This is a genomic window from Kushneria aurantia DSM 21353 (genome assembly GCF_000382245.1).
GTDB classification, from domain to species: domain Bacteria; phylum Pseudomonadota; class Gammaproteobacteria; order Pseudomonadales; family Halomonadaceae; genus Kushneria; species Kushneria aurantia.
In genome coordinates this window covers 118,016-139,109 of sequence record NZ_KB907866.1, presented here as the reverse complement: position 1 = coordinate 139,109, position 21,094 = coordinate 118,016, and the positions used below count along the sequence as shown (strand labels likewise).

The following is a 21,094-nucleotide window of genomic DNA, read 5'->3' as shown; positions in this document are numbered from 1 at the left end:
CTACTTCGATGTTTTGTTCAGGCGATACTTTCGCCCTTTGGAAATGCACTCTTTAACTTTCGAAAGCGCCTTCTTAACTTTCGAAAGCGCCTTCGACCAGCGAGCGCTGCTGCTCACTGTGCACCGCCATATAACCCGCTGCCGGCGCTGCCGACTCGGGGCGACCGGCAAAGCCGAGGTCGCTGCCCACACCGGCCGCCACCTGATCGACGACACGGCGCATGTGGTGCTGGCTCTGATACCAGGCCCCCTGATTCTTGGGCTCTTCCTGACACCAGACCACGCGCTCGAGATTGCTGTAGTCGCTGATCGCCTCGAAAAGCGTCTCCTCGGGGAAAGGATAGAGCTGTTCGATGCGAACGACGGCGGTATCGTAACGCTCGTTCTCCTCACGCCAGCTGATCAGGTCGTAGTAGACCTTGCCGGCGCAGAGAATCAGACGTTTGACATTTTCCGCCTCGAGCTTGCCCTGGTCGGGAATCACCATCTGGAATTTACCCATGGCGAGGTCTTCCAGAGAGGAAGTCGCATCCTTGTGGCGCAGCAGACTCTTGGGCGACATCACTACCAGCGGCTTGCGCAGTGGGCGGATGACCTGGCGGCGCAGCAGGTGAAAAATTTGTGCCGGCGTGGTCGGCACACAAACCTGCATATTGTTTTCGGCGGAAAGCTGCAGGAATCGCTCCAGTCGAGCCGAAGAGTGCTCGGGACCCTGTCCCTCATAGCCGTGCGGCAGCAGCAGCGCAAGACCGCAGAGTCTGCCCCACTTGGTTTCACCCGAGGATATGAACTGATCGATGACCACCTGGGCGCCATTGACGAAGTCGCCGAACTGCGCCTCCCAGGCGATCAGAGCATTGGGCATAGTGGTCGAATAGCCGTATTCGAAAGCCAGCGCCCCGGCCTCGGAGAGGAAGGAGTCATGGATAGTGAAGCCGGGCTGATTGGGGCGCAGATGGCAAAGCGGCGTCCAGGTGTCGCCATTTTTCTGGTTGTGCACCACCGCATGGCGGTGTGAGAAGGTACCACGACCGGTATCCTGACCGGTCAGGCGCACCGGATGCCCCTGATCGAGCAAAGTGGCATAGGCCAGCGTCTCGGCAAATCCCCAATTAAGCGGCAGGCTGCCGGCCAACATCTTGCGCCGGTCTTCGTAGACCCTGGACACCTGACGCTGCACGTCGACGTCATCAGGGATCTCGCACATTTTGGTGGCGAGCTCCTGCATGCGCTTGAGATCGAAGGAGGTGTCGACGTCGCCGCTCCAGCTGTGCCCAAGATAGGGCGTCCAGTCGACGAAAAGGTTGCTGTTGGGCTCCTGCACCAGTGCATTGGCCACATGATTGCCGCTGTCGAGGTCGTCGCGGTACTCATCGACCAGCGCCCTGGCGTCATCCTCGTCGAGCACCCCCTCTTCGACCAGCCGACGCGCATAGAGCGTGCGCGAACTGTCATGCCCCTTGATTTTCTGGTACATCATCGGCTGAGTGCCGGAGGGTTCGTCGGCTTCGTTGTGGCCACGGCGACGGTAACAGATGAGGTCGATGACCACGTCCTTCTTGAACTGCTGACGGTAGTCGATTGCGACCTGAGTGGCATGCAGCACCGCGTCGGGATCGTCGCCGTTGACGTGAAAAATCGGTGCCTGAACCATCTTGGCGATGTCGGTGCAGTACTCGGTAGAGCGGGCGTCATCGCGACGCGAGGTGGTAAAGCCGACCTGATTATTGATCACCACATGCACCGTGCCGCCGGTCTTGTAGCCGCGCAGCTGGGACATCTGAAAAGTTTCCATGACCACACCCTGGCCGGCCATGGCGGCGTCGCCGTGAACCACCAGCGGCAGCACCTGATCCCCCTCGCTGTCTTCACGTCGGTCCTGGCGGGCGCGTACCGAACCCTCCACTACCGGTGTCACGATTTCAAGGTGGGAAGGGTTGAAGGCCAGCGCCAGGTGTACTTCACCGCCCGGTGTCATGACGTTGGAACTGAACCCCTGGTGATACTTCACATCGCCGGAGCCCTGGGCCAGCATTTTCTTGCCGTCGAACTCGTCGATCAGCTCGCCCGGGCTCTTGCCGAGGATATTGACCAGCAGGTTGAGGCGGCCTCGGTGCGCCATGCCGATGACCACTTCGCGGGCGCCGTAACTGCCCGAGCGCTGGATCATCTCGTCGATCATGGGGATGAAGGTCTCACCGCCCTCGAGACCGAAACGCTTGGTACCGGGGTACTTGCTGGCAAGATAGTTTTCCAGCCCCTCGGCAGCGGTCAGCCGCTCCAGCACATGCTTGCGCACGTCCGGCGAATAGTCGGGTCTCGATCGCACCGATTCGAAGCGCTGCTGAATCCAGCGCTTCTCCTCGGTGTTGACGATATGCATGAACTCGCAGCCAACGGTGCGGCAGTAGGTCTGCTCCAACGCCTGGATGATCTCCTTCAACGGCGCACTATCCTTACCGATAAACAGCGAGCCGGTCTGGAACTCGGTATCCATGTCGGCGTCGGAGAGCTGATGAAAGGAGAGCTCCAGATCGGGCACCGACTCCGAAACCCGCAGGCCCAGCGGATCGATATCGGCTCGCTGATGGCCGCGAAAGCGATAGGCGTTGATCAGCTGCAGGACGCGAACCTGCTTGCGGCTGACATCGCTCTCGCCACCTTCGGCAGCAGGCGCGGCACGGCGCTGATCACGGGAAATTTCGTAGAAACGGTCGCGGACAGGAGCGAGGGGCGTATCGCGGGACGGGCCGCCTTCATAACCGGGCAGGCTGTCGAAATACTGTCGCCATTCGTCCGGAACAGCGCCGGGATCGGCGAGATACTGTTCGTAGAGGTCTTCAACGTAGTGGGCGTTACCCCCGCTCATATGAGAGGTACGCCACATCAACTCCATAATGCCTTCTTGCATCGTTTAATCACCCTTTTCCCGGGGTGGAAGCCGAGGCGGTCTTCCCGACACACCTCTTAATATCAATCATCGATAGCGCGACACCCGGTACTTTGCCCATTTGGCAACGACCTGCTGGCGTCGGCCAACACCGCTCCCCGTCAAGCGACGCCTGAGTGTCAATGATAACAAGCCGTTCGCGCCAGATTAAGCACTACCGCGTGCCGCAGTGAAAAGAGCTGCTGAGCTTTTCTGCACGACGGCGCACCCCGGTATCGGGCGCGATGCTGCGCCCGATACCGGGGTGGACAGCACGCGACCACACCGTCCGATGGACTGCCGGCGGCAGCCCATCGGTTTCCGACAATGCACCGTCCGAGGCTCATATCAGGCGGTGTGGCTGACCAGCATTTCACGGATCTTGCCGATTGCCCGGGTCGGATTGAGACCCTTGGGGCAAACATTGACACAGTTCATGATGCCGCGGCAGCGGAACACGCTGAAGGGATCGTCAAGCTCGGCCAGTCGCTCGCGGGTGTGTGTATCGCGAGAATCGGCCAGAAAACGATAGGCCTGAAGCAGACCGGCCGGCCCGACGAACTTGTCAGGATTCCACCAGAACGACGGGCAGGAGGTCGAGCAGCAGGCACACAGAATACATTCGTAAAGGCCGTCGAGCTTGTCGCGATCTTCCGGCGACTGCAGACGTTCGGTGGACGGCGGCCGTTCGTCGTTTTGCAGATACGGATGGATCCGCTCGTACTGCTTGTAGAACAGCGACATATCGATAATCAGATCGCGAATGACCGGCAGGCCGGGCAGCGGCCGCAGCACAAGCCGATCGTTTTTCACCACCTGCGACAGCGGCGTGACACAGGACAGGCCGTTGCGGCCGTTCATGTTCATGCCGTCGGAGCCGCATACCCCTTCACGACAGCTGGCGCGATACACCAGTGAGCTGTCCTGCTCCTTGATCATCTGGAGTACGTTGAGAACCATCAGATCGCGGCCCTGGGTATCGATCTCGAAATCCTGCATCCAGGGGGCATCATCGGATTCCGGGTTATAGCGATAGACGGAGACCTGCAGTTTGGACATGTGGGTCATCCCCTCATCAATAGGTGCGCACTTTGGGCTCAAAGGTATCAACGGTGCGTGGCGTGAAGTTGACGTCACGCTTGCCCAGCTTTTTCTCGACCGGATAGTAGATCGAGTGCTTCAACCAGTTGTCATCATCACGGTCGGGATAATCCTCGCGCGAGTGAGCGCCACGACTTTCGCGCCGCTCCAGCGCCGAAATGGCAGTGGACTCGGCCACCTCCATCAGATTGTCCAGCTCCAGCGCCTCGATGCGCGCCGTGTTGAACATATCCGACTTGTCGGGCAGCCAGGCGTTGGCGATACGCTCACGCAGATCCTTGAGCTTCTCGACCCCGTCCTGCATGTGCTCTTCAGTACGGAACACCCCGAAGTTGTTCTGCATGATGGTCTGTAGCTCACGCTTGAGCTCGGGCACGGTTTCGCCGTCGCCGGATTCATTCCAGCGATTGAGTCGCGCCAGGGCGCTATCGATATCGGACTGGGTCGCCTCCATGGCTTCGACGCCCTGGTTGAGGGTCTCTTCGATGTGCATGCCGGCGGCACGGCCAAATACCACCAGGTCGAGCAGCGAGTTACCGCCCAGACGGTTACTGCCGTGCACCGAAACGCAGGCCACCTCGCCGCAGGCGAACAGGCCGTTGATCACCTTGTCGTTGCCGTCGGCATCGATCGTCAGCGCCTGGCCGTTCACGTTGGTGGGAATGCCCCCCATCATGTAGTGACAGGTCGGCACCACCGGGATCGGCTCCTTGACCGGATCGACATGCGCAAAAGTGCGCGACAGCTCGACGATGCCCGGTAGACGTTTCATCAGGACATCCTCGCCGAGATGGTCAAGCTTGAGCTTGACGTGATCGCCATTTTCGCCGCAGCCACGACCTTCCAGCACCTCCAGCACCATCGAGCGGGCCACCACATCGCGACCGGCAAGGTCCTTGGCGTTGGGCGCGTAGCGCTCCATGAACCGCTCGCCGTCCTTGTTGATCAGATAGCCGCCCTCGCCGCGACACCCTTCGGTTACCAGAGTGCCGGCACCGTAGATACCGGTAGGGTGGAACTGCCACATCTCCATGTCCTGCATGGGAAAACCAGCGCGCAGCGCCATACCGATACCGTCGCCGGTATTGATCAGAGCATTGGTAGTGGAGGCGTAGATACGCCCGGCACCACCAGTCGCCAGCACCGTCGCCTTGGACTTGATCAGAACGGTCTCACCGGTCTCCATGCAGATGGCGATGACACCCACGACGTCATTATTGGCGTTACGCACCAGATCGGCGGCATACCACTCGTTGAGAAAAACCGTATTGTTTTTCAGGTTGTTCTGATAAAGGGTATGCAAAAGGGCGTGACCGGTGCGGTCAGCCGCGGCACAGGTACGCGCCGCCTGACCGCCCTTGCCATACTCCCTGGACTGACCGCCAAAGGGACGCTGATAAATGCGGCCGTTATCGAAACGCGAAAAGGGAAGCCCCATGTGCTCCAGCTCGAACACCGCCTTGGGCCCTTCGCTGCACATGTACTCGATGGCGTCCTGATCACCGATATAGTCCGACCCCTTGACGGTGTCGTACATATGCCAGCGCCAGTCGTCACCGGGATCGGCGCTGCCGATGGCGCAGGTAATACCCCCCTGGGCCGAAACGGTATGAGAACGGGTGGGAAAGACCTTCGAGAGCACCGCGGTCTGACGGCCCGACTGCGCCAACTGAAGCGCTGCACGAAGACCGGAGCCGCCACCGCCAATAATGATGGCGTCAAAGGTCAGGGTACGCATCTGTGTCATTTCAAACTCCCCAAATCACCTGAACACCCCAGACGACAAAGACAAATAGGGCCAGGATTATGAACATGACGAAGCCGTTACGCACGGCGGCAGGCTTGATGTAATCGGTGGCCACGGTCCACAGCCCCACCCAGGCGTGGGCGGCAATCGACAGCAGCGCCAGCAGCGTGAAAGCCTTCATCCAGAAGCTGCCGAAAAGACCTGCCCACGCGTAGTAGTCAGGCGACGGGTTGAATAGAAACCATGCCAGCAGAAAAAGCGTATAGAGACCCAGCACTACCGCTGAAACGCGCTGGATCAGCCAGTCCGAAACGCCGTTGCGGCCAGGATTGAAGATGCTGCTTACCATACCCAGACTCCTGCCAGAATCATTAACACAATGCTGAAGATAACCGTGAGCCGGGCCCCTTGCTGACCACCTTCAAGCGTTTCGCCATAGCCTATGTCCATGACCAGATGACGTATGCCGGCTACGAAGTGAAAACCCAGCGCTGACAGCAGACCCCACATCACCAGCCTGGCGAAAAAATTATGGGCCAGCGTATCGCTGACGATCTGGAAGCCGGCGGGCGAGGCCAGCGAAGCCTGCAGCGCCCACATCATGAAGATCAGGCCGATAAACAGAAGAACACCGGAAACACGATGGGATATGGAGATAAGGGCAGGAAGGGGAAAGTGAATGCTCGACAGGTCAAGGTTGACCGGTCGTTTATCGCTCGACACGGGTCGTTGGGTTTTCACAGCGCTTTTTCTCCCGAACCGCGGATTCAACCACGGGCTTTTATGGCTGGTAATTTGACTATCCTTGCTCGGGCATCAGGTCAGGTCGCCACAACAGGCGCAAATGCCCTTTACACGGCTGATTATTATAGGCCTCAGGCATCGGTATGACAAATTGACACACGTCATAACAATCGCTGTAGCCTGAACGCAAGACCGCGAAATCAGGCCGTGAACGGATGCGAGCACGGGTAGCGGCAACTATCATGAGGAGAAGCCGTCCAATTCCAGCGGCCATTTTCCGATGTCATGCCATGACCGGTCGGAACAGCCCGGAATTGATACGAGGGAGCCGGTGTCGGCGTTCAATTGACAAAAGGCGACACCCACCCAATAGTGTGCCTTCAAGTTTTGGCGGTCATACCTGATAGAACAGTAGCTTATACAGACCGAGGAGGCCTCATGGCTGAGAGAAAGGCGACGCTCAATATCGATGGACTGGATCAGACCGTCGAATTGCCTGTCTATTCGGGCACCGCGGGCCCCGACGTCGTGGATGTCCGTGGCCTGATCGATCACGGTTACTTCACCTACGATCCCGGCTTTGTATCCACCGCCGCCTGCGAATCCGGGATCACCTTCATCGACGGCGCCAACGGGATTCTGCTGCACCGCGGGTACTCCATTGAATCGCTGGCGGAGCACTCCAACCACACCGAGATGAGCTATCTGCTGCTCAACGGCGAACTGCCCGACACAACACAGTATGAAGAGTTTCGCTACAGCGTATCGCGCCACACCATGGTGCACGAGCAGATTGCCAACTTCTTCAAGGGCTTTCGTCGCGACGCCCACCCCATGGCGGTACTGTGCGGCGTGGCCGGCGCCCTTTCGGCCTTCTATCACGACAATCTCGACATCACCCAGGAGTACGACCGCACGGTCTCTGCGATTCGACTGATCGCCAAGATGCCGACGCTGGCGGCGATGTGCTACAAGTACAACATTGGTCAACCCTTTGCCTATCCGCGCAACGACCTGAATTACGCCGAAAACTTCCTCTATATGATGTTCAGCAATCCCTGCGAGGAGTATCGCGTCAATCCGGTGGCGGCAAAGGCGATGGATCGCATCTTCATGCTGCACGCCGACCATGAGCAGAACGCCTCAACCTCCACGGTGCGGCTGGCCGGCTCCACCGGCGCCAACCCCTTCGCCTGTATCAGCGCCGGCATCGCTGCGCTCTGGGGCCCCGCTCACGGTGGCGCCAATGAAGCGGTACTCAACATGTTGGCGGAGATCGGCGATGAGTCCGAAGAGAATATTCAGCGCTTCGTCGACCGCGCCAAGGACAAGCAGGACTCCTTCCGCCTGATGGGCTTCGGCCACCGCGTTTATCGCAACTTCGACCCGCGCGCGAAAGTGATGAAGCAGACCTGTGACGAGGTACTGGAAGAGCTCGGCATGGGCGACGACCCGCAGCTCAAGATCGCCAAACGCCTCGAGGAGATAGCGCTCGAGGATGACTACTTCATCCAGCGCAAGCTCTATCCCAACGTCGACTTCTACTCCGGTATCATCCTGCGCGCGCTGGGCGTTCCGAAAAACATGTTCACCGTCATCTTCGCCGTAGCACGCACTACCGGCTGGATCTCGCACTGGAACGAGATGATCACGATGGGCACGCGCATCGGTCGCCCGCGCCAGCTCTACAAGGGCTACACACAACGCGACTATCCTGTCAGCAGCTAAAGCCCGCAGCTCTCCAGCCACCAGGGCCGTTCCAGAGACGGCCTTTTTTATGTTCGTCGAACGGCCTCGAGATCGCCACAGCGCTCCTTGAAGACAACGCCCTAGGCGCCTCGATCATTGTCCACACTTTCTGTGGATAACCCTGTTTATAACGGATGAAGAACGTCTCAAAAACGCCATCTCCCGGGCCTCCCCAACAGATTGGATAATTTTTGACCAATCGTAAGTGATTGAATAGAAAGGGTTTATGGAATATCAAACACTTGAGATCGTCGCCAGCGGGCATATCCTCTTCTCACCGGCAAAAACGCCACGCGGTGGACAGTTTTTGCCTGTGTCAAGCCTTGAATGAGTCCGATTTAGCCTGTATGAGAAAGCTGACAGCAACCTGCCGCCGGGACAAAGACAGTACGAGAGGGATATTCAAAAGCTACAAGAGAGGATGGCGTCCCGTAGGGGGTTCGAACCCCTGTTACCGCCGTGAAAGGGCGGTGTCCTGGACCACTAGACGAACGGGACGCAAAAGGATGGTGGAGCCTAGCGGGATCGAACCGCTGACCTCGACACTGCCAGTGTCGCGCTCTCCCAGCTGAGCTAAGGCCCCGTACCTGCACGCTCTGGAGACGCTGCGTCAGGAACGGGGCGCATATTACAGACCGCGGTTAACGGCGTCAATAAAGTGTCATGACGCCGGCAGCTCCCGATAGGCTCTCTCCAGCGCCTTTGCCTGCTTTTTCGATACTCCGTCCAGCACCCCGATCGCGTGGCGCAGACGCGCACGGGTCATGTCGGAGCCCAGAATCGCCATGGCGTCCATTACTGAAGTCGATGTCTGGCTGCCGGTCACGGCAATGAACACCGGCGCGAGAAAAGCCTTCATTTTCAGCTCAAAGTGCGCCGCCAACAGCTTCACCTCGGCCAGTAGATGCTCCTTGTCCCATTCGCGCAGCGCTTCCAGCCGCCACAGCAGGAACTGCAAAAGCGTCACCAGCCGTTCACGTTCGATTCCCGTAGCATCGAACTGCTCGGCACTGATCGCCGGCAAGCCAGAGAAAAAGTGCCCTGCCAGCGGCATGACCTCGGCAAGCGTCTCCACTCGCGGACGCACCTGAGGCAGAATCTGCTCGACATACGTTTCGTTGAAGGCCCACTGCATCAGGTGGCGCAAAAACGCCGCGTCGTCGAGATCCTCGCGGATATAGACACCGTTGAGCCAGGTCAGCTTGTCGAGATCGAACACCGGACCGCCCAGCGAGACGCGCTGAATGTCGAAGTTCGCCATCATCTGGTCCAGCGTGAACTTCTCCCGGTCGTCGGGCATCGACCAGCCCATTCGCCCCAGATAGTTGACCACCGCCTGTGGCAGATAGCCCATGCGCCGGTAGTAATTGATCGAGGTGGGGTTCTTGCGCTTGGAGAGCTTGGACTTGTCCGGGTTGCGCAACAGCGGCAGGTGGCACAGCTCGGGCATCTGCCAGCCGAAGTAGTCGTACAGCAGCAGATGCTTGGGCGCCGAGTTGATCCACTCCTCGCCGCGCAGCACGTGGGTGATGCCCATCAAATGGTCATCCACCACGTTGGCCAGATGATAGGTGGGCATGCCGTCCGACTTGAGCAGGATCTGGGCGTCGACCTGCGCCCAGTCGAGCTCGATCTCGCCGCGCAGCATGTCATGAAAACGGCAGCTGCCCTCCTCCGGCACCTTCATGCGCACCACTGACGGCCAGCCTTCGCGCTCGCGGCGCTCGCGCTCGGCGTCATCAAGATAGAGATCGGCGGGCTTGAGCGCGGTAAAGAGCCCCTGCGCCTTGCGCGCGTCGCGCATGCGATCGAGCTCCTCACCGCTGCGGTAGCAGCGAAAGGCGTGGCCGCTGGCCAGCAACCTGTCGACGTGAGCGGTATAAATATCGCCGCGCTCGCTCTGCCGATAGGGGCCGTGGCGGCCGCCGACATCCGGCCCCTCGCTCCACTCGATACCCAGCCAGCGCAGCGAGTCGAGAATCATCTGCTCCGATGCCGGCGTCGAGCGCTGCCGGTCGGTATCCTCGATGCGCAGGATGAACTCACCGCCGTGCTGACGCGCAAAGCAGAGGTTAAAAAGCGCCACATAGGCGGTGCCGACATGGGGATCACCGGTGGGTGAAGGGGCAATACGGGTGCGTACCGTCATGACAATCAACTGCTCCGGGAAAAAAGTGGCACCATTGTAGGTCGAGGGCGGGCTATCAGGGCAAGCGCCTCGCTACCTCGGATGGTGCGCCGGCAGGTGCGACAAGCCGTCGCTTGGCGCGCGCTCATGTTGCGTCGATACTAATGGCGTACCCTGGATGGAGCCCAAATGGCTGCGAGCGAAACTCCCCGTCAGTGGCTGACCCGTACCGCCCGTCGCGGTGCGCACTGGAGCCGACTGTCGATACTGGCCGGTACCGGCTCGACGCTGGTGCTGCTGGTTCAGGCCTGGTGCATTGCCACTGTGGCGCAGCGCATGACCATTGACGGCGCCGTTTTTACCAGCGTACTGGTGCCGCTGGTGATCCTGCCCTTCGCCTTCGTGGCGCGCGGCGCGCTTACCCGTGCGCGTACCATTGCCGGTGCCCGCGCCGGCATCGAGATCCGCCAGTCGGTGCGCCGTGAACTGCTGGAGCGGCTGGCCGCGCTGGGGCCGATCCGGGTACGACGCCAACACAGTGCCACTCTCGGCAACCGGATATGGGATCAGGTCGATGCCCTGCAGGGCTATTACGCCGACTATCGTCCACAGATGATGCTGTGCGCCATCACTCCCGCCATCATTGTGCTTGCGGTGTTCCCACTCAGCTGGGCCGCCGGGCTGATTCTACTGGTCACCGGCCCGCTGATTCCGCTCAACATGGCGATGGTCGGGCTGGGCGCTAAAAAGCGTCAGGAGGATCAGTTCCGTGAGATGACGCGCATGAGCCGTCACTTTCTCGACACCCTACGCGGTCTCTCCACCCTGCGTCTTTTCAATCGCGGCAAGGCACACGCCGAACGTGTTCACGCCAGTTCCGAAAACTTTCGTCGACGCACCATGCGGGTGCTGCGCCTCGCCTTTCTCTCCTCCACCGTGCTGGAGTTTTTTGCCTCGGTGTCAATCGCCCTGCTGGCGCTCTATATCGGCTTTGTCTATCTAGGGCAGTTCGATTTCGGCGTCTACGGCGGCGGTCTGTCGCTGTTCGCCGGCCTCTTCATGCTGGTGCTGGCACCCGAGTACTACCAGCCGCTGCGCGACCTGGGCACCCTCTATCACTCGAAGGCCGAGGCCGAGGCCGCCGCCGAGGATCTGCTGGGACTGCTGCATCAGCCGGTCGCCGAGCGTGAGGGGCAGGTGCCGTGGCGGGCCAGCGGCGCTGTGGGACTGCGCCTGAGCGGAGTGACGGCGCGCTATGCCGGGCGTCATGAGCCGGCGCTGAAAGGGCTCGAACTGGATATCCGCGGCGGCGAAACGCTGGCAGTGATCGGCCCCAGCGGCGCCGGTAAGTCCAGCCTGCTCAACGTGCTGATGGGCTTTATGGTGCTCAAGGCCGGCGAAGTGACCGTCGATGACGGCGCCGACCCGCGCGCGCTCGGCGCGATCGACGCCGGCGACTGGCAGCGCGAGCTGGCCTGGGTGGGGCAGTCGGCGGTTATTCTCTCCGGCAGCCTTGGCGACAATCTGCGCCTCGCCGCCCCCGATGCCGACGACAACGCACTGCATGACGCGCTGCAGCAGGCGGCGCTGGGCGACTGGCTGAGCCGGCTGCCGGCCGGACTCGACACGCCGCTGGGCGAAGGCGGCCGTGCCGTCTCGGGAGGCGAGGCAAGGCGCATCGCACTGGCGCGCGCCTTCCTGCGCGACGCCCGGGTGGTACTGCTCGACGAGCCCACCGCCAGCCTCGATAGTGAAAGCGAAGCGCTGGTCCTGCAGGCGCTCCAACGCCTGCGCCACGGCCGCACGCTGGTGGTGCTGACTCACCGTCTCGAACTGCTGGCACTGGCCGATCGGGTGCTGCTGCTCGAAGGTGGCGAGCGCCGCGCGCTGGACAGCCCCGCGGCACTGCGCGAAGCGGGCATATTGCGTGCCGCCGCCCGGGATGTCATCGAGGAGGCCCGCTGATGCTGAAACGTCTCGCCCCCTGGCTTGCGCAAATGAAACCCTGGTCGCCGCGGCCGGCGCTGGGCATTGTCCTGCAGCTGCTGGCGCTGGCGGCCGGCATCGGCTTGCTGGCACTTTCCGGCTGGTTTCTCTCCGCGGCCGCCGTGGCCGGCCTGACCGCCGCCAGCTTCAACTATATGCTGCCCTCCGCCGGGGTGCGCTTTTTCGCCCTGTCGCGCACCGCCACCCGCTACGCCGAGCGGCTGGTGACCCATGACACCACCTTTCGACTGCTGTCAAAGCTGCGCAGAAGCGTCTACCAGCGCCTCGAACCGCTCTCCCCTGCCGCCCTGCAGCGCTTTGGTGAAAGCGAGCTGATGACGCGCCTGACCGCCGATGTCGATGCCCTCGACGCCCTCTATCTGCGCGTGCTGACGCCCTCCATCGTCGCCCTGCTGGGGGTGGTGCTGTGCGGCGTGATTATCGGCGCCTTTGCCGTGCCGATCGGCGTCTTTGCCGCCCTGATGCTGCTAATCGCAGGGCTGCTCGGCCCCTGGCTGGCACAGCGCAGCGGTCGACCACTCTCCGATCGCTGGCAGCGCTATAACACGGCAATTCGCACGCGACTGCTGGAGCGTCTCGGCGGTTTCTCCGAACTACTGCTCTACGGCCGCTGGCAGCCCGAGGTCGACGCACTGCTCGACGCGCAGCGCGCGCGTGACGACTGTGAATACCGTCTGGCACGGCAGTGGGGCAACGCCCAACTGCTCTCCGGCCTGATGCTGGGCCTGACTCTCAGCGGCGTGCTGGCGCTGGGCGCCTGGTGGTCGACCCACCACGGCCTCGACCCCACCCTGATCGCGCTGATGGGACTGGCGGTGATGGGCGCCTTCGAGGCGGTGGCAATGCTGCCCCAGGCGTGGCAGCACCTGGGCCGTATCGAGCGCGCCGCCGAGCGTATCGAGGCGGTCGAGCAGAGCGTGCCGGAGATAGCTTTCCCCGATCGGGGAGCACCGCCACCGAGCGGCAGCCGGCTGGAGATCGAGGCGCTGAAGGTAAGCCTCGACGCCGACAGGTCAACGCTTGAGGGCCTCGATCTGTGCATCGAAGCGGGTGAGCAGCTGGTCATACAGGGACCATCCGGAGGCGGCAAGACCACCCTTTTCAACACCCTGGTACGCTTTGTCGAGCCCGACAGCGGCGATATTCGGCTGGGCGGCGTGGCACTGGATGCATTCGACGAAGCCACCCTGCGCGCGCAGTTCAGCGTCGCTCCCCAGGAGACCCATCTTTTCGGCGAGACCTTCCGCGACAATCTCACCATGGGTGATCCGGACATCAGCGACGACGCCATTCACGCGCTGCTGGCAGAGCTTGGCCTGGATGAGTGGCTGGCGCAGCAGCCGGACGGCCTGGATGACTACCCCGACGAGCGCGGCAGCTCACTTTCAGGAGGCCAACTGCGTCGCTTCGGCGTGGCCCGCGCGCTGCTGCGGCAAGCCCCCGTGGTACTGCTCGATGAACCCACCGAGGGCCTCGATGAAGCGACCGAGGCGCGGGTACTGGACACCATTCGCCGCCGCTGTACCGGTCGAACCCTGATCGTGATTACCCACAAGCCGGCGCAGCTTGAGCATTTCGACCGGGTTGCCGTACTCGATGGTGGGCGCATCATCGAGCAGGGGTCGCCGCAAACGCTGCTCGACAACCCCGCCAGCCGGCTGGCGGCGCTGCAGCGCCATTTCGAACCAACGCGACTGTTCCCCGCGACTGGCTGACAGCACCCTTTTCGACCAGGCTCACAGGGTCAGACCCGCCCACCCTGCAAGCGAGAGTCCGGAAAATTTCATGCTGCCCCATCTTCCTGATCAATACACCGCACTGGTGGTCGGCGCTGGCGGTATCGGTCGCGCCGTGGCGCAACAACTGGCCGATGACGAGCGGCTGGGCCGGCTGATCGTCGTCACCCGCGATGTCGCTCGGCTCACCGATCAGACACTGCCCGAAAACGCTCCGCGCCCCGAAATCGTACAGGCCGATGTGACCACCGAGCGTGGCATCAAGCGGCTTGTCAAACACCTCGATGGCGAAGCACTGCATCTGCTTTTCAACACAGTGGGCGTGCTGCACGACGCCGAGAGCGGCGAGCAACCCTCGAATGTAGCGCCGGAAAAGCGCCTCGAGTCGCTCTCATACGACAACCTCGCGCATCTCTTTCACGTCAATGCCGCCACCGCCGCCATGCTGCTGTCGAGGCTGGTGGACAACCTGACACAGGCACCGGCGATCATCGCCTCGCTGTCGGCGCGGGTAGGGTCGATCGGCGACAACGCCATGGGCGGCTGGTACGCCTATCGAGCCAGCAAGGCGGCGCACAATATGCTGATTAAAACCGCCGCGGTGGAGTTCAAAAGACGCAACCCGCAGGCGATTCTACTCTGCCTGCACCCCGGCACCACGGACACCACGCTATCAAAACCCTTTCAGGCGCGAGTGCCCCAGGGCAAGCTGTTCACGCCCGAATTCGTCGCCGAACGGCTGATCGATGTGATCGGCAAACGTAGCCCTGAAGAGAGCGGCAGCTTTTGGGACTGGAACGATCAACCGATCGAGTGGTAGTGACAGCGGGCGGCACGGCGCCCGCTGTCATTCACAGTTCAGGGAATCAGCACGGTGGAACCGGTGGTCCTGCGATCTGCCAGCAGCTGCTGCGCCTCGCCGGCTTCGCCGAGGCGGAAACGACGCGCCACGTTAATGTGCACTCTGTCATTGATCATCACCTCGAACAGATCGCGGCACATCGCCTCGAAACGCTCACGGGTGTCGGCGTAGCCGGCCAGGCCCGGGCGGGTCACGAACAGTGAGCCTTTCTTGTTGAGCGTGGCCAGGTTGACCCCCTCGACCGGTCCGGAGGCGTTGCCGAAACTGACCAGCAGTCCGCGGGGCGCCAGGCAATCCAGCGACGTCTCCCAGGTGTCGCGGCCTACCGAGTCGTAGACCGCCGGACACATGGCGCCCTCGGTCAGCTCGCGCACCCGCTCGACAACGTTCTCTTCGGTGTAATTGATGGTCGCCCAGGCGCCGCAGCGCTGTGCCAGCTCGGCTTTCTGCGGCGACGACACGGTACCGATCAACCTTGCCCCCAGCGCCTTCGCCCACTGGCAGGCGATCAGCCCCACACCGCCGGCGGCGGCGTGAAACAGGAAGGTATCGCCGGCTTTGACATCATGAACCTGGCGCAGTAAATACTGCACCGTCAGACCCTTGAGCATGGCCGCCGCCGCCTGATCAAAACCGATCGGGTCGGGCAACTGAATCACCTTTTCGGCCGGCAGCACATGATGCGTGGCGTAGGCACCCAGCGGCCCCACCGCATAGGCCACTCGATCCCCGGGCTTGAAGTCTTCAACCTCTTCGCCGACCGCCTCGATGACACCGGCGCCTTCGGTACCGAGCCCCGAGGGCAGCTCACTGACGGGATAAAGGCCGGTACGGAAGTAGATATCAATGAAGTTGAGCCCTATCGCCCGATTGGCGATACGCACTTCGTGCGCCTGCGGCTCGCGCGGCTCGAACTCGCTCAGCTCGAGCACTTCCGGGCCGCCGGTTTGACTGAATTCAATGCGTTTGGCCATGTAATCCTCTCTGTCTGACGGTATGACACGCGCGCCTGCCGCGTCTCGGCCGGGGTGCGTAATGCGTGCACCTATTATTGGCTGAACGGCCAATGCGATAAAGTGGTGCCCTCTATATGACTCAACGGGGAGACAACCGCAAGATGCTCAAGGGTTTCATGTGGCTGATGATCTTCGTGATTATCGGCAATCTTGCGCAGGCCACACTGGGCATTCCGATAGTGGGCAGTGTGGTGGGCATGCTGCTGCTGTTCGTGATCCTGCTGATGCGGGGGCGCAGCTCGGGTTCCATGGCGCGCGCCGCGAAACAGCTGATTCGGCACTTCACCCTGCTGATTCTGCCCAGCGCCGCCGGCCTTTTCTTTCTCGGCCCGGTGCTGGAAAACAACTGGCCGCGCCTGCTGCTGGCCATCATCGGCGGCACCCTGATCAGCAGCGTGATCACCCTTTTGACCATGAACGCCCTGCTGCGCTGGCAGTACCGCCGCGAAGCGCACTCACAGCGCTCGCCGAAACCATAATGGAAGCTGCCTCACCGCTCGATGCGCTGATCCATGGTCCGGCGCTGGCAATCGTCATTACTCTCATCGCCTATATGCTGGCGGGGTCGCTGCATCGCGCCATGCACTATCCTGCCTGGGCGCCACCGATGTTGACCGGCAGCCTGATGCTGGCGCTGATGATCTTTCTACTGCCGCTCTCCTACAGCAGCTACTATAGCGCGGCACACTGGCTGACACTGCTGCTGGGACCGGCCACCGTGGGGCTTGCCATTCCGCTCTTCGAGCAGTTCCAGCACATTCGGCGACTGCTGATCCCCATTATGGTCAGCCTGATAGTGGGATCGGTCAGCGCCTGCGGCGCAACGCTTGCGATCGCATGGGCGCTGGGGCTCTCCCCCGACCTGCTGGCATCGCTGGCGCCCAAAGCCGTGACCACGCCCATCGCCGTGGGCATCAGCGAAGGTCTGGGCGGCTATCCAGCGCTGACCGCCGGCGTGGTCACCGTCACCGGCATTCTGGCGGCCTCGGTTATTCCCGTACTGGCGCGCCTTCTCAACTGCCGTGAGCCTGGCGTCATGGGGTTCGCGCTTGGCCTCAACGGCCATGGCCTGGGCACGGCGCGCGCATTCACACTCGACCCGCAGGCAGGAGCGTTGGCCAGCCTGGCCATGGGCCTCAATGGCGCACTCAGCGCCGTGGCACTGCCCCTGCTGGCCGGCTGGCTGCACTAACGATGACAAAAAATCCTGCAAAGTCATAATCTTACTTTTATGAAAGATTAACAATTCAATACAAAAACCATGCTGTCACCCGCTGGTCGCAGATTTCATTTGATGACAAACTCACCGACCTTGAATACTCACTTAATAAACGGCCAGAAGCAGCATCGCCGTGAGGCAACCAATGAAAGATCTGGGCAGACGCATTCGCGAACGGCGTGAAGCCTGTGGCTTGAGCAAGGCCGAACTGGCAAGACAGGTCGGCGTTTCGGACGTCACCATCTCCTACTGGGAAAACGGCACGATCAAAAGAGTGGGCCACTCACGGCTCGAACCGCTGTCGCGAGCGTTACGCTGTGATATCCAGTATCTGCTCGGCAATCAGCAGGAATCGACACTCAACGGAGCATCCAGCCTGCCGATCTACACGCTGAACGGCTCACCTGACTCGCTCAATACAAGCAACGGTGTGGCGGCCTGGCTCCCCACCAGCTTGTTCCCCACCCAACCACTGACACCGGACAGCTTTCTTCTCGCTGCCGGCGCCTCTACGGAGTTCGATTACTGCAGCAGCGGCAGCTTCCTGCTCGCAAGACGCTGCCAAAATTTTGAAAATAGTGGTCTTTATTTGCTGGAGCGGCACAGTCGTCTGCTGATTCGTCGCATAAGACAGGGACGTAGCACCCTGCTGGAACTTTTCAGCGAAAAAAGCCCGGAAGTACCGGAACAGAGCTGCCATCCCGATGAGCTGACAATTCATGCTCACATCCCGGTGGTCTGGGTACCCAGCCTGATCGCCTGACACGCGACTGGCGACAAAACGGCGATCTCCTACACTATCCTGACACTGTTATACCCGAGAGATCGCCTTGGCCGACGTCGTCGACAACGCTACCCGCTCGCGCATGATGTCGGGCATACAGGGACGCAATACACACCCGGAATTGACGGTAAGGCGTTATCTGCACGCCTGTGGCTATCGCTTTCGCCTGCACCGACGTGATTTACCGGGCACCCCCGATCTGGTTCTGCCACGCTTTCGCTGCGCCATCTATGTGCATGGCTGCTTCTGGCACCGCCACGCTGGATGTTTCTATGCCACTTCCCCGGCAACCCGCAGGCAGTTCTGGCGTGACAAGCTGGAGGGCAACGTGGCCCGCGACCGACGTCAGCTCAAGGCCCTCAATGAACTGGGCTGGCGCGCGGTCATCGTCTGGGAGTGCGGCCTCAAACACTCACTGGAGTTTCTCTACGAGATACTGCCGCTGATCGAAATGGGCGCCGACGTCGAGGAGTGGCCGGCGCAGCCGCCACGGGTGCGCCGGGGGCAGTCCGACAGCGACTGAAAATACCGACGCCGTTTCGGGCCGGGCGTTTTGGGCACTATCGCTGGCCGCCTGGCGCAAGGCTTATAATGGGGACTTCGATATCTGCCGCCGTCCCTTCTGCTTCTCCTGCCGCATGGAGCTGTCTCAATGCAGTCAAGTAACAACCTGATCGCACCACTCATGCTGGCAAGCCTTGTACTGGCAGGCTGCGACGGTGAGCGAGCGCCGTCGCAAAACAACATGCAGAGCTCAGGTACTCATCAGGTTTTCGCTGGCACTCTGCCGTGCAACAACTGCGAGGCGATCGATGCACGCCTTGTCATGGACTTTCGCCACGACAGCCAGGGCGGGCCCTTCACACTGACCGAGACGCGACGCGGCGGTCCAGACGATGGAGAGACCCACGACATCAAGGGCGAATGGCGAGTGATCAGTGGTCCGCAGGTCTCCGGTGAGGGGTCGATCTATGTGCTGCGCCCGGCACCGCGAGGCGAGGAGTTCTCACGGCGCTACTTCCGTATGGCGCAGAACAGCACCATGCGGCCTGTCGATGACAACTATCAGCCGCTTTACGGTGATCGCGATGCGCAGCTGCAGAGGCGCTGAAAGAGAGTTAAAAAAAAGACTCAGCGATTCAGAACCTGCTCGCGGGCCCGGCGCATCGCCTCTTCCGGTTCAAGACCCTGTTGCTTTTCGAGCTTTGCCGCCAGCTGTTGAATCTCGCCCTCCTCGGCGAGCGACTCGTTGTCGGCAAACTCGCCCCACCCCTCTTTGAGCTTGCCCTTGAGATCTTCAAGCGGCGGGCTTTTATGGTCGTCACTCATGGCGCTACCTCTCCCTGGATTCACCACCGGTACCCGACCGAATTATAGCCGCTCGCCCCGCAAACGCCCGTAGCACTGCGCGATGACCGCAAAACCACTATATTGATCCAGGTCAACATTCCACCAACTCGACTTCATGTTCAACATGGCCACGGAGAGGCTCAATGAAACTGGCAGAATTCACTGAAAAGATGCATGACGGCGCCGTCGACGAGATCGTTATCGAAGCGATGGAGGGCGATATCTACCTCGTTCGTCCCAGCGTCGAAGGCGAGTCTGAAGTGCTGCTCAGCGAGGATGGCAGTCTGCTCAGGCAGCGATCTCTCAACGCCGCCAAGACACTGCTGCGCGATATGGGCGTTACCCGCGACATGCCGCTTTTCTTCCGTCACAGCGTCGCTCACGACGAGATGATGGGCTCCGGTGCGTCGACCGCCGACGACCGCATGCCGATTACGCTGGAAGGCGAAGCGCTTTAAGGACGGCAGACGCGGATGGCCGGCAAGCGTATTCTGTCGCCATTGTGCCTGACACTGCCGAGCCGAAACTCATGATCTCCGATCCGATCGCCATTACCCGCCGCTGGCTCAGGGAGTGGGTTATCGCCCACAACCTGTGCCCCTTCGCCGCTTTCGAATTCGACCGCCAGCGTGTGCGCTACTGCTGCATCGACGGCACCAACACCGCTACCCTGCTTGAACGGCTGGCCGAAGAGTGTCGCCATCTCGACGAGTGCGACACCACCGCGACCACCCTGCTGATTGTGACCTCCGGCGCGGAGGACTTCATGCGCTATCTCGGCCTGGTCGACAGCGCCGAAAGCTGGCTGTCGGTCTCGGGCTACGAGGGTATCTATCAGCTCGCCAGCTTCCACCCCGACTATCTTTTCGCTGACAGTCGCGCCGACCGACAGGGTGAAGACGCGGCGGACTACAGCAACCGCGCCCCCTGGCCGATGCTGCATCTGCTGCGTGAAACAGGCATCGAAGCCGCCCTGGCCCACTTCCCGCATCCCGAACGTATTCCACAGCGCAACGCCGAGTTTCTCAGAGCCCGGGGCGCCGACTGGTGCCGTGAGACGCTGGCCACCATCAGCGATCATCGCTGAAGCTCGGCTAACCCGCGTCCCGGGACGTCACCGCGCACTTATTCCACGGCGGTCACGGTATACATATTGCCCATCAGCGGATCGCGGGAGAAACCGTACTCGATGCCATCCTGCGTCTGTGAAACCGGCGTGCCACTCCAGGCCTGGTTCAGCACCAGCACCATGCCCATGGCATCGTCGACGGACAGATCATCACTGCTGGCCGCAAGAACCCTGGCGGCCACCGCCTGGATACGCGCGCCGGACTCGCCGGATTCACTCTCGCGTCCGAAAAACACCAGCCCGTTAACGAGCTGCGACTCGGGCTTTACCGAGCCCAGCAGCCCCATGTTGTCGCTGAAGGTTTCACTGAAAGTGCCCTGTGGCCCGTCCAGATTCTGCAGCTCGCCCTGTGCCTGATACGGCAGCTCCGACTCGGCCATCAGATCATTGAAGCGGGTCACGAAGGTTTCGGCGCTCATGCCAAGATCGCTACCGGCTTCAATCTCGGCGCGACGGTCGGCGACGGATGACGCCCAGGCCGTCGCGGCCAGCAGGGATGACGCCAGCAGCAGGAAGGTAATCGCTCTTTTCATGACATTCTCTTGCGTTGGAAGATTTCAACCGTCGGCTGCCGGTTCAGTAGGGTTTTGACG

General features: G+C 61.3%; 20 protein-coding genes and 2 tRNA genes. 11 read left to right on the top strand and 11 right to left on the bottom strand.

Features of this window, described 5'->3' with window-relative positions; translation table 11 throughout:
* Window positions 1-73: 73 nt before the first annotated feature.
* From H146_RS0105645 to sdhC, 5 genes are all read right to left on the bottom strand, one after another.
* Window positions 74-2,911, bottom strand: coding sequence for a 2-oxoglutarate dehydrogenase E1 component (locus H146_RS0105645; RefSeq protein WP_026351776.1), 2,838 nt, complete (start codon window positions 2,909-2,911; stop codon window positions 74-76).
* Between the two features lie 366 nt (window positions 2,912-3,277).
* Window positions 3,278-3,988, bottom strand: a complete 711-nt coding sequence (locus H146_RS0105640; protein ID WP_026351775.1) for a succinate dehydrogenase iron-sulfur subunit — start codon at window positions 3,986-3,988, stop codon at window positions 3,278-3,280.
* Between the two features lie 16 nt (window positions 3,989-4,004).
* Window positions 4,005-5,777 (bottom strand): succinate dehydrogenase flavoprotein subunit, encoded by a 1,773-nt coding sequence (gene sdhA, locus H146_RS0105635; RefSeq protein WP_019950889.1) that lies wholly within the window; start codon window positions 5,775-5,777, stop codon window positions 4,005-4,007.
* Between the two features lies 1 nt (window position 5,778).
* Window positions 5,779-6,126 (bottom strand): succinate dehydrogenase, hydrophobic membrane anchor protein, encoded by a 348-nt coding sequence (gene sdhD / locus H146_RS0105630; protein WP_019950888.1) that lies wholly within the window; start codon window positions 6,124-6,126, stop codon window positions 5,779-5,781.
* Window positions 6,120-6,518 (bottom strand): succinate dehydrogenase, cytochrome b556 subunit, encoded by a 399-nt coding sequence (gene sdhC, locus H146_RS0105625; protein ID WP_156826710.1) that lies wholly within the window; start codon window positions 6,516-6,518, stop codon window positions 6,120-6,122. The genes sdhD and sdhC overlap by 7 nt, the downstream gene beginning before the upstream one ends.
* A 441-nt stretch (window positions 6,519-6,959) precedes the next feature.
* Between sdhC and gltA the strand changes: the two genes are divergently transcribed.
* On the top strand, window positions 6,960-8,249 hold the full coding sequence (gene gltA / locus H146_RS0105620; RefSeq protein ID WP_019950886.1) for a citrate synthase: 1,290 nt from the start codon (window positions 6,960-6,962) through the stop codon (window positions 8,247-8,249).
* Window positions 8,250-8,692: 443 nt separating this feature from the next.
* On the opposite strand, the gene H146_RS0105615 is transcribed toward gltA, so the two are convergent.
* From H146_RS0105615 to gltX, 3 genes are all read right to left on the bottom strand, one after another.
* Window positions 8,693-8,768: transfer RNA gene (locus H146_RS0105615), tRNA-Glu, on the bottom strand.
* Window positions 8,769-8,777: 9 nt separating this feature from the next.
* Window positions 8,778-8,853: transfer RNA gene (locus H146_RS0105610), tRNA-Ala, on the bottom strand.
* A gap of 78 nt (window positions 8,854-8,931) precedes the next feature.
* Entirely contained in the window at window positions 8,932-10,419 is a 1,488-nt protein-coding gene (gltX, locus tag H146_RS0105605; RefSeq protein WP_019950885.1) for a glutamate--tRNA ligase, read from the bottom strand.
* 168 nt (window positions 10,420-10,587) lie between these two features.
* Here gltX and cydD point away from each other — a divergent pair, with 168 nt between their 5' ends.
* The 3 genes from cydD (at window position 10,588) to H146_RS0105590 (ending at window position 14,961) form a co-directional block, all read left to right on the top strand.
* The gene (gene cydD, locus H146_RS18570; protein WP_019950884.1) at window positions 10,588-12,363 is read left to right on the top strand and encodes a thiol reductant ABC exporter subunit CydD; all 1,776 of its coding nucleotides are present in this window, start codon (window positions 10,588-10,590) and stop codon (window positions 12,361-12,363) included.
* Window positions 12,363-14,120, top strand: a complete 1,758-nt coding sequence (gene cydC, locus H146_RS0105595) for a thiol reductant ABC exporter subunit CydC (RefSeq protein WP_019950883.1) — start codon at window positions 12,363-12,365, stop codon at window positions 14,118-14,120. Before cydD ends, cydC begins: the two co-directional genes overlap by 1 nt.
* Before the next feature lie 70 nt (window positions 14,121-14,190).
* A complete protein-coding gene (locus H146_RS0105590) occupies window positions 14,191-14,961 on the top strand; it encodes an SDR family NAD(P)-dependent oxidoreductase (protein WP_019950882.1) in 771 nt (256 codons plus the stop codon).
* A gap of 38 nt (window positions 14,962-14,999) precedes the next feature.
* Here the strand turns inward: H146_RS0105590 and H146_RS0105585 are convergent, their stop codons facing one another.
* Window positions 15,000-15,977 (bottom strand): NADPH:quinone reductase, encoded by a 978-nt coding sequence (locus H146_RS0105585; RefSeq protein WP_019950881.1) that lies wholly within the window; start codon window positions 15,975-15,977, stop codon window positions 15,000-15,002.
* A 116-nt stretch (window positions 15,978-16,093) separates the two neighbouring features.
* Here H146_RS0105585 and H146_RS18565 point away from each other — a divergent pair, with 116 nt between their 5' ends.
* From H146_RS18565 to H146_RS0105560, 5 genes are all read left to right on the top strand, one after another.
* On the top strand, window positions 16,094-16,498 hold the full coding sequence (locus tag H146_RS18565) for a CidA/LrgA family protein (protein ID WP_083920786.1): 405 nt from the start codon (window positions 16,094-16,096) through the stop codon (window positions 16,496-16,498).
* Window positions 16,498-17,211: an LrgB family protein gene (locus tag H146_RS0105575; protein WP_019950879.1), complete on the top strand. Its 714-nt coding sequence runs from the start codon at window positions 16,498-16,500 to the stop codon at window positions 17,209-17,211. Before H146_RS18565 ends, H146_RS0105575 begins: the two co-directional genes overlap by 1 nt.
* Before the next feature lie 172 nt (window positions 17,212-17,383).
* Complete coding sequence (locus H146_RS20190) at window positions 17,384-18,001, top strand: helix-turn-helix domain-containing protein (protein WP_019950878.1); 618 nt, start codon at window positions 17,384-17,386, stop codon at window positions 17,999-18,001.
* 67 nt (window positions 18,002-18,068) lie between these two features.
* Window positions 18,069-18,545, top strand: coding sequence for a very short patch repair endonuclease (locus H146_RS0105565; protein ID WP_019950877.1), 477 nt, complete (start codon window positions 18,069-18,071; stop codon window positions 18,543-18,545).
* Between the two features lie 129 nt (window positions 18,546-18,674).
* Entirely contained in the window at window positions 18,675-19,133 is a 459-nt protein-coding gene (locus tag H146_RS0105560; RefSeq protein ID WP_019950876.1) for a copper resistance protein NlpE N-terminal domain-containing protein, read from the top strand.
* A 20-nt stretch (window positions 19,134-19,153) separates the two neighbouring features.
* Here the strand turns inward: H146_RS0105560 and H146_RS0105555 are convergent, their stop codons facing one another.
* Window positions 19,154-19,351 carry a CsbD family protein gene (locus H146_RS0105555; protein WP_019950875.1) on the bottom strand — a complete coding sequence of 66 codons (198 nt, stop codon included), beginning with the start codon at window positions 19,349-19,351 and terminating at the stop codon, window positions 19,154-19,156.
* Between the two features lie 164 nt (window positions 19,352-19,515).
* On the opposite strand from H146_RS0105555, the gene H146_RS0105550 reads away from it, so the two are divergent.
* On the top strand, window positions 19,516-19,830 hold the full coding sequence (locus H146_RS0105550; protein ID WP_019950874.1) for a DUF6482 family protein: 315 nt from the start codon (window positions 19,516-19,518) through the stop codon (window positions 19,828-19,830).
* 71 nt (window positions 19,831-19,901) lie between these two features.
* Window positions 19,902-20,459, top strand: coding sequence for a DUF1415 domain-containing protein (locus H146_RS0105545; RefSeq protein ID WP_019950873.1), 558 nt, complete (start codon window positions 19,902-19,904; stop codon window positions 20,457-20,459).
* 38 nt (window positions 20,460-20,497) lie between these two features.
* Here the strand turns inward: H146_RS0105545 and H146_RS0105540 are convergent, their stop codons facing one another.
* Window positions 20,498-21,034: a hypothetical protein gene (locus H146_RS0105540; RefSeq protein WP_019950872.1), complete on the bottom strand. Its 537-nt coding sequence runs from the start codon at window positions 21,032-21,034 to the stop codon at window positions 20,498-20,500.
* Window positions 21,035-21,094: the final 60 nt, after the last annotated feature.